The sequence below is a fragment of the Jeotgalibacillus soli genome (assembly GCF_000829435.1).
Lineage (GTDB): Bacteria > Bacillota > Bacilli > Bacillales > Jeotgalibacillaceae > Jeotgalibacillus > Jeotgalibacillus soli.
This window is the reverse complement of the sequence record NZ_JXRP01000011.1, coordinates 1-6,503: the sequence shown is the minus strand read 5'-3', so window position 1 is coordinate 6,503 and position 6,503 is coordinate 1. Positions and strand designations below refer to the sequence as shown.

At 36.4% G+C, this 6,503-nt stretch carries 5 protein-coding genes and 1 pseudogene; all 6 read right to left on the bottom strand.

Annotated features, from left to right (window positions below):
- Positions 1-200: 200 nt before the first annotated feature.
- On the bottom strand, positions 201-581 hold the full coding sequence (locus tag KP78_RS07250; RefSeq protein WP_041087680.1) for a GNAT family N-acetyltransferase: 381 nt from the start codon (positions 579-581) through the stop codon (positions 201-203).
- Positions 582-1,002: 421 nt separating this feature from the next.
- Positions 1,003-1,782: pseudogene (locus tag KP78_RS07245) on the bottom strand (IS3 family transposase); the annotation flags it as partial.
- 97 nt (positions 1,783-1,879) lie between these two features.
- Positions 1,880-2,170 (bottom strand): helix-turn-helix domain-containing protein, encoded by a 291-nt coding sequence (locus tag KP78_RS07240; RefSeq protein WP_041087678.1) that lies wholly within the window; start codon positions 2,168-2,170, stop codon positions 1,880-1,882.
- Between the two features lie 116 nt (positions 2,171-2,286).
- On the bottom strand, positions 2,287-3,849 hold the full coding sequence (locus KP78_RS07235; protein ID WP_041087676.1) for a sensor domain-containing diguanylate cyclase: 1,563 nt from the start codon (positions 3,847-3,849) through the stop codon (positions 2,287-2,289).
- Between the two features lie 706 nt (positions 3,850-4,555).
- Positions 4,556-5,338: an alpha/beta fold hydrolase gene (locus KP78_RS07230; RefSeq protein ID WP_041087674.1), complete on the bottom strand. Its 783-nt coding sequence runs from the start codon at positions 5,336-5,338 to the stop codon at positions 4,556-4,558.
- A 168-nt stretch (positions 5,339-5,506) separates the two neighbouring features.
- On the bottom strand, positions 5,507-5,935 hold the full coding sequence (locus tag KP78_RS07225; protein ID WP_157841458.1) for a hypothetical protein: 429 nt from the start codon (positions 5,933-5,935) through the stop codon (positions 5,507-5,509).
- Between the last annotated feature and the right edge of the window lie 568 nt (positions 5,936-6,503).

Below are 6,503 nucleotides of genomic sequence, written 5' to 3'. Positions count from 1 at the left end.
ATCTAAAGTTACTGCTAAATCTAAAAATATTTTTCTTGGTCTGTGGTACTTAACCATATTCATCCTCCTTTAAGTTAGTCAAGTATTGAAAAACATTTCCTTATTCAACTAACCTGCCCTTTAGTTGAATAAGAAAAAAGAGCTGCCCAAGCAACCCCATGATCTTTAACTAAAGCACCCGATAGTTGAAGAAGATATCCTTATTTTTTGTGCATTACAAATTGAGATTTACTATATTTAAACTCATTTTTCTCATAAAATGGAATTAAATCCTCTTCACAAAACAGGCTAATTACATCAATGTGAGAAAGTTCCTTTACCAATTGTGATACAATTTTTGTTCCAATATTTGATTTTTGAAATTCTTTATGTATTACAACGTCTTCTATATAAGCCCTAAAATCACCGTCTGATACTGCCCTTGCAAACCCAATAAGAACATCGCCTTTCCACGCACCAACCGATATTTCTTGTTTTAACATTTTTTCAATATCTTGTTCTTTTCTTTCTTCCCACCAACCTACATCACTATAAAGTTTCATAAGTTCATTAGCTTTTATTGGTCTTTCGGTAAAACTCATAACTTCCACAGTCAAATTGCCACCCCCCATTACGTTTTACTAAATAATACATCAACTGTTTTTTGTTGGACTTATTGAACTAAACTGCTTCGTTAGTGAGAAAGCGACTGCTATTATTGGACAATCGCACCCGTTAGCTAAAGTACATTGTTTCACAAACTTTTAATGGTAGAGAACCTTCAGATCGAACCCACGCTGTTTTTCCTTTTTCTAGCAACCATAAAAACCCCTCTTTTTTCATTGGTTTTGTTACATTAAATATAATATAAATATCCAATATGTCGTATTCAAAGACCGGCATCCAAGCGAAAACAGGCGTGATTCCTTGATAACCAAGGGATCACGCCTGTTTTCTCGTTCATTTCCAAATGCAACATAATACCCTGATCTTACCTCCGTCAAGTAGACACCTTTAAAAAGCCTACATCGCCTTTCTTCGAAATTGAACTGGAGAAAGGTTCTTTTGTTTCTTTTGATATCTTGCGGTGTTATAAAATTTTATGTATTCATCTATGGCCTGCTCAACCTCAGAACCCTGATTAAATGTCAGAAGGTGAAAGCATTCAGCCTCTAAATGACCAAAAAAGCTCTCAATACAGGCATTATCTAGGCAGTTTCCCTTTCTCGACATACTGAGTCTCATTTGGTGCTTCGCAAGAAGGTGATGATAAGCACGGGAGGTATACGTCACACCTTGATCGCTGTGGAGAAGAGTCCCCTTTACTTTCCGTTTTTGGACAGCTGCTTTCAGCGTGTCCTGTACGAGTTGAAAGTCATCGTACCGGCTTAATTTGTAGGACACCACTTCATTGTTATACAAGTCATAAATAACCGACAAATAAAGACGCTTTTGATTAAAGGGAAGATAGGCAACGTCGGTTACCCATTTTTCATTCGGACGAGTGGCGTGAAATTCTCGATTTAAATGATTCCCTGATACGACGCATGCTTCTTTTCTACCATAAAAGATCCTCTTCCTGCGGATCTTTACCTGGATCCCAAGCGCCTTCATGAGTCTGTAGGTTCGTTTATCATTAATCGGCTTTTTAAGGATCTTTCTCAGCCAAACCGTCATTCTTCGGTAACCAAAAATTCCCCGATACTGATTGAAGATCTCAACAATCTTCTTTTGCAGGGCCTGGTTCTCTGCTTGTTTTTCAGAAAAGTTCTTTCCTTTCCTAAGCCATTTATAGTATCCACACTTCTTGAGACCCCGGCAATTTCACAAAGAAGGGCAACCGAAAAACAAGCAGACATGTCTTTAATAACTTGATATTCAAGGATTTTCGTTCTTTTTCTTATCTCTCCTTTTCGGCTTCTAACAGCTTTTTTAAGTAGGCTACTTCCGCTTCCAGCCGTTTAATTTTTTCTTGATCCGAAGGATTCTTTGGTTTTCTTCCTACAAGACCGCGCTTTTCTTTTAAGCCATCGATTCCCTCTTGTTTATAAGCCCTAACCCATCTCACAATTTGAGACGCATCTACATTAAATTTTCCAGCTACTCGTCGATACCTACCCATTTCGCCTGATAAATAGAGTTCAACTGCCTGTAACTTAATCTCTACAGAATACGTTTGTTTTCTCCCCATACAAAAATCCCCTCCAAGTAGATAGTAGCGTTGCTTTCTTAAAACTGTCTACTTAAAGGGGAGCATATCAAGCATTTATGTTGCTTTGGATTCTTATTGTAAGTGACATAAGGTCGCTAGTTTTTATTATTGTTTAAACGATTTGCAATGATTACTCTGTTTCTTCCCTCTTCTTTCGCTTTGTATAAAGCTTGGTCAGTCACTTTGAATAATTCTGAAAAATCACTTGCTGTAGTTGGCGAATTTCCAATTCCCATCGAAATCGTTATCGGCTTTCCAGTAGGACTAATTTTGGCCTCAGTTGTTTTCCTTATTCGTTCTGCAATCGTTTGAGCCAATGCTAGATCCGTTTCTGGGAGAACAATTAAAAATTCTTCTCCACCTATACGGAAACACAAATCACTTTCCCTGGTTTCTTTTTTAGCTAATTCGGACATGTATGTTAATACCTCATCCCCCACTTGATGTCCGAATTGATCGTTTACGGTTTTAAAACGGTCAATATCAAACAAAACGATGGAGTACATTCCTAAATGGCTAATCTTTTTTTCTAAAGAGCGGCGATTATAGTAGCCAGTCAGTGGATCAAGATTTGATTCACCCTCCGCATACGTCAGTTTTTTTTCATAAAAATTAACATTTTTTAAAATAGCACGCTTTAATTCCTTTAACTCAAAATACCAGTCGGGAATACGCGGAGTCGGCGATGAGGGATCTAGTGTCATTTGTTTTGCGTAAATGGCTAACATTCTTATAGGATTTACAATTTTTTTTAACATGGCGAGTGTTAGCACAAAAACAAAAATCATAAAGGGAATGGCAATGAAGCTAACTTGCTTTGCCATTTCAATCGTCGGCTCTATAACAGATTTTTTTGGTGCTTGGGAGACAATCCCCCAGTTGCTTGTAGAAGCAGCATAACCAGCTAACATTGAAACACCTTGTATCGTCATAACTTCTTGACTTCCCGTTTTCCCTTCCATAACTTGCTTTACGACTTCATTTTCTTTTACGTTAGCATTAATCCATTCAGAATCAGGATGATAAATAACATTGCCTTTCGAATCGACTACATATACATACGAATCATTTTCATGTTCTGGATGTTGGCCAAGAACTCTCGTTAGGCTGTTTTCTTCATGTAAATGGATGGTTCCACCTATAAACCCTTTATATGACCCACTATCATCAAAGACAGGTACAGAAACGAGCAATATCAGCTTCCCCGTCACGGCTACATAAGGTTCCGATATTAAGGGTACTTTCTTTTTCAGCGCTTCTTTTGCACCGATCCTATTTGCGACTGTACCTTCTAATCCTCTATCTGGTGCTGATGCACGGATGTGTCCTGTTTGATCAACAAAATATACAGAGTTAAAAAAATCAGTAGATTCTAGCGTCTGTTTTACTTCCTCATATATTTCTTTAGAATCTGCGGTTGAATATTCTTCCTCTCCTGACTCCATGGTTAAGCTTTTAATCATATTATCAAAAAGAGAATCCGTTGTACTAGCCAATTTTTGAGCGTAGTATTGATTCTCCATTAAATAATTCTTCTCCAGGTTGTTTTTGCTTACTAAAACGCTTGAAAGGGTACTTCCAACGAAGGTGCCAATTACCGCAAAAGCTAGTAAGCTCAAAACAAGAAATTGTATACTTAATCTAATAGGTTTCTTCATATATCTTCACCAATCAATGGAAAATTGCCATTCATATTCTGAATAGCCCAATAAAATATACCATGTCCGTTATAAATCCAACAATGACCAATAAATAACAAAATTAAACAGTTTATGGATTCTTTTTACTACACAAAAAACGATCCAGATTCTGAAGATCGGGAGCGTTTCCAATACAACATAATGCATTTATGTTGTATTAGGAAATTTTTATTTATTGTTATTAAACTAAACTGCTCCGTTAGTGAGAAAGCGACTGCTATTATTGGACAATCGCACCCGTTACTTTAAGTATAATTCTTCACAATTAAACAAGTTCAGGATTTAGAGGACCATTCATCACTTTTTTACTTTTATTTCCTCGGGTTTTATCAGCAGACTAAAGAAGTCTCGGTCAATCAAATACAAATTTTCCACGTCAATATTAATACCGTCATATTTAAACTGATTCATGCGTAAGTTCTGAATGCAAACATTGCGCTTCTTATCGTTTTCGAGTCACAAGTTAATAAGTAGTTCGGTTTTAAAGTAAAAAAACGCATTTAGAGAGCAAAATCGAAACAGAATTAGCAACGGAATTATCAATGTATATAACAGTAAATAACATTACAATTGGCATAAAAAAAAGCTCAGAGTGAAAGATCTCTAAGCGTTTTGTTTATAATGTCTTATTCCATTAACTACCCCCTTTAACTGAAGAGGACTATCAATCAATAAATTGCCTCAATTGCTGATTAAACTTGTCACGTTCTTCCCAGAAAGGACCATGACCACTGTAATGAAACGGAACAAGCTGTGAATTTCTTATTTGTTGGTTTAATTCCTGAGCTTGTGCAAATGGAATAACTTTGTCTTGAACACCGTGAATGATGATGGTAGGAACAAGTATTTTTTTCAAATCCGCATAAAGCTTCTCATCTCTTAGTGTAATTATGATTGCTGCTGTTGACCAACCTGCTGCTTGTAACCCCAATTGAAAAAACCATTCAGAGAATGGGCTTGTTATATATTGAAAGAAAAAGGTGTCCGTTACTTCTCGCATCATTTTAGGACGGTCATTTAACGCTTGAGTAAGTAATCTATTCGCAGTTTCTGTAGTAAAGCCTATAGGAGCTGCAGCGTCTACAAGGACAAGTTTTGATACTCCGTAACCATTATATCGGGACATATACCGAATCGCGATTGCTCCACCTGTAGAGTGACCTACAAGAATGAAATTGTCTAATTGAAGTACACCAACTACTGTACGAATATCATCTGCCAATCGATTATAATTGTAGCCACTTATTGGTTTATCCGACTTTCCGAATCCTCTCCAGTCAATTCCGATACAGCGGTAGCCCATTGAGGGAAGAACATCAAACTGATACTCAAACTGTTTATGGCTTAATGGCCAACCATGTAAAAACACTATCGTCTTACTGCCCTCGGGATTTATATCTTCCACATATAATTTTACGCCTAATTCCACAGTCACATAGTATCCCACACCGATTCCCCCACACAAATAAAATGGTTTAACAGTAAGTTATTCACATAGGCAAACATCTGTGAATACCTATTCCTTGGGCGCATGCCGTATCGGTGGAAATAGAATTGTGCTTATTGAACTTTTCTGCCGCGTTTGTTCAATAACAACCTTGAAAGCAGCAGGTCACTAGTATTTAACGAATGTAGTCACGCTTCGTTTTGATGCAATAGTACGTCTGGAAAGCTCTTCTTTCCATTTCTTTGAGTCTAATTGATATTCACCGTATTGATCTTTGTAGGTTTTTTTAAAGAGATTAATTGTTCTGGCCTCTTCTGGATAATTATGTGATAAGGGATAACCCTGTCGTCCTTCTTCAAATATATATCGTTCTACAACGTCCCCTATACCCATAAATGAATCCAAAAATGTAATTAATTCGATGTCTTCTCCTCCAAGTTCATAAACTTCATAAACATACGGGAGGGTAAACGGCAAACTTTCCTTATATGCTTCACCATTTAGAAATGGATAATTATTTTCACTTGAGTGATATTCAGGTATAGGTTTTAATGTAGCGATAAAATAATGAGCTGTCATTGAAAAAATCCCTTTCATCAATCGCAATATTTTTATTAAAGCAACCCATCATAAGCATAACCTTGAATAATATTAATGTTAAATTTTCCATAACGTCTTTTTCAACTAACCTGAACCGTAGTTTAAGTATAATTCTTCACAATATCAATTAATTATAATATAAATATCCAATTCCATTTAAAAAGTTATTCCGCAATCTGGCCCTTAGTATGGAGTAACTTAATTAGCATTTGACATCATCAACAAAAGAAAAAATCCTATCTAAATCGTTACAGAACTTTGATAAAAGCTTATTACAAATTATTAATCTTTATTATAACGATCAAATTTTTTTAAAAACGATCAAGCTTTAATTTAAATTTACGATTTACAGGCCGTCAGTGAGATTTATAGGCCGTCCTCCAAATTTCCAAGCCGTGCGCACACATTTCCAAGCCGTCTCCAAAATACAAAAAAACTGCCCCATACGCCGGTCCATCATGGACGACGTACGGGACAGCTCTATTCATGTTCGATTAAAAATCAACTTTATCACCGTTAAAGGCAGCGATATAAATCTTTTTCAGATCTTCTGCCGTTACTTCAC

Coding starts and splice junctions, on each gene's coding strand:
- KP78_RS07240 (WP_041087678.1), bottom strand. CDS start 2,170: ATGGGGAGAAAACAAACGTATTCTGTAGAGATTAAGTTACAGGCAGTT.
- KP78_RS07235 (WP_041087676.1), bottom strand. CDS start 3,849: ATGAAGAAACCTATTAGATTAAGTATACAATTTCTTGTTTTGAGCTTA.
- KP78_RS07250 (WP_041087680.1), bottom strand. CDS start 581: ATGAGTTTTACCGAAAGACCAATAAAAGCTAATGAACTTATGAAACTT.
- KP78_RS07225 (WP_157841458.1), bottom strand. CDS start 5,935: ATGAAAGGGATTTTTTCAATGACAGCTCATTATTTTATCGCTACATTA.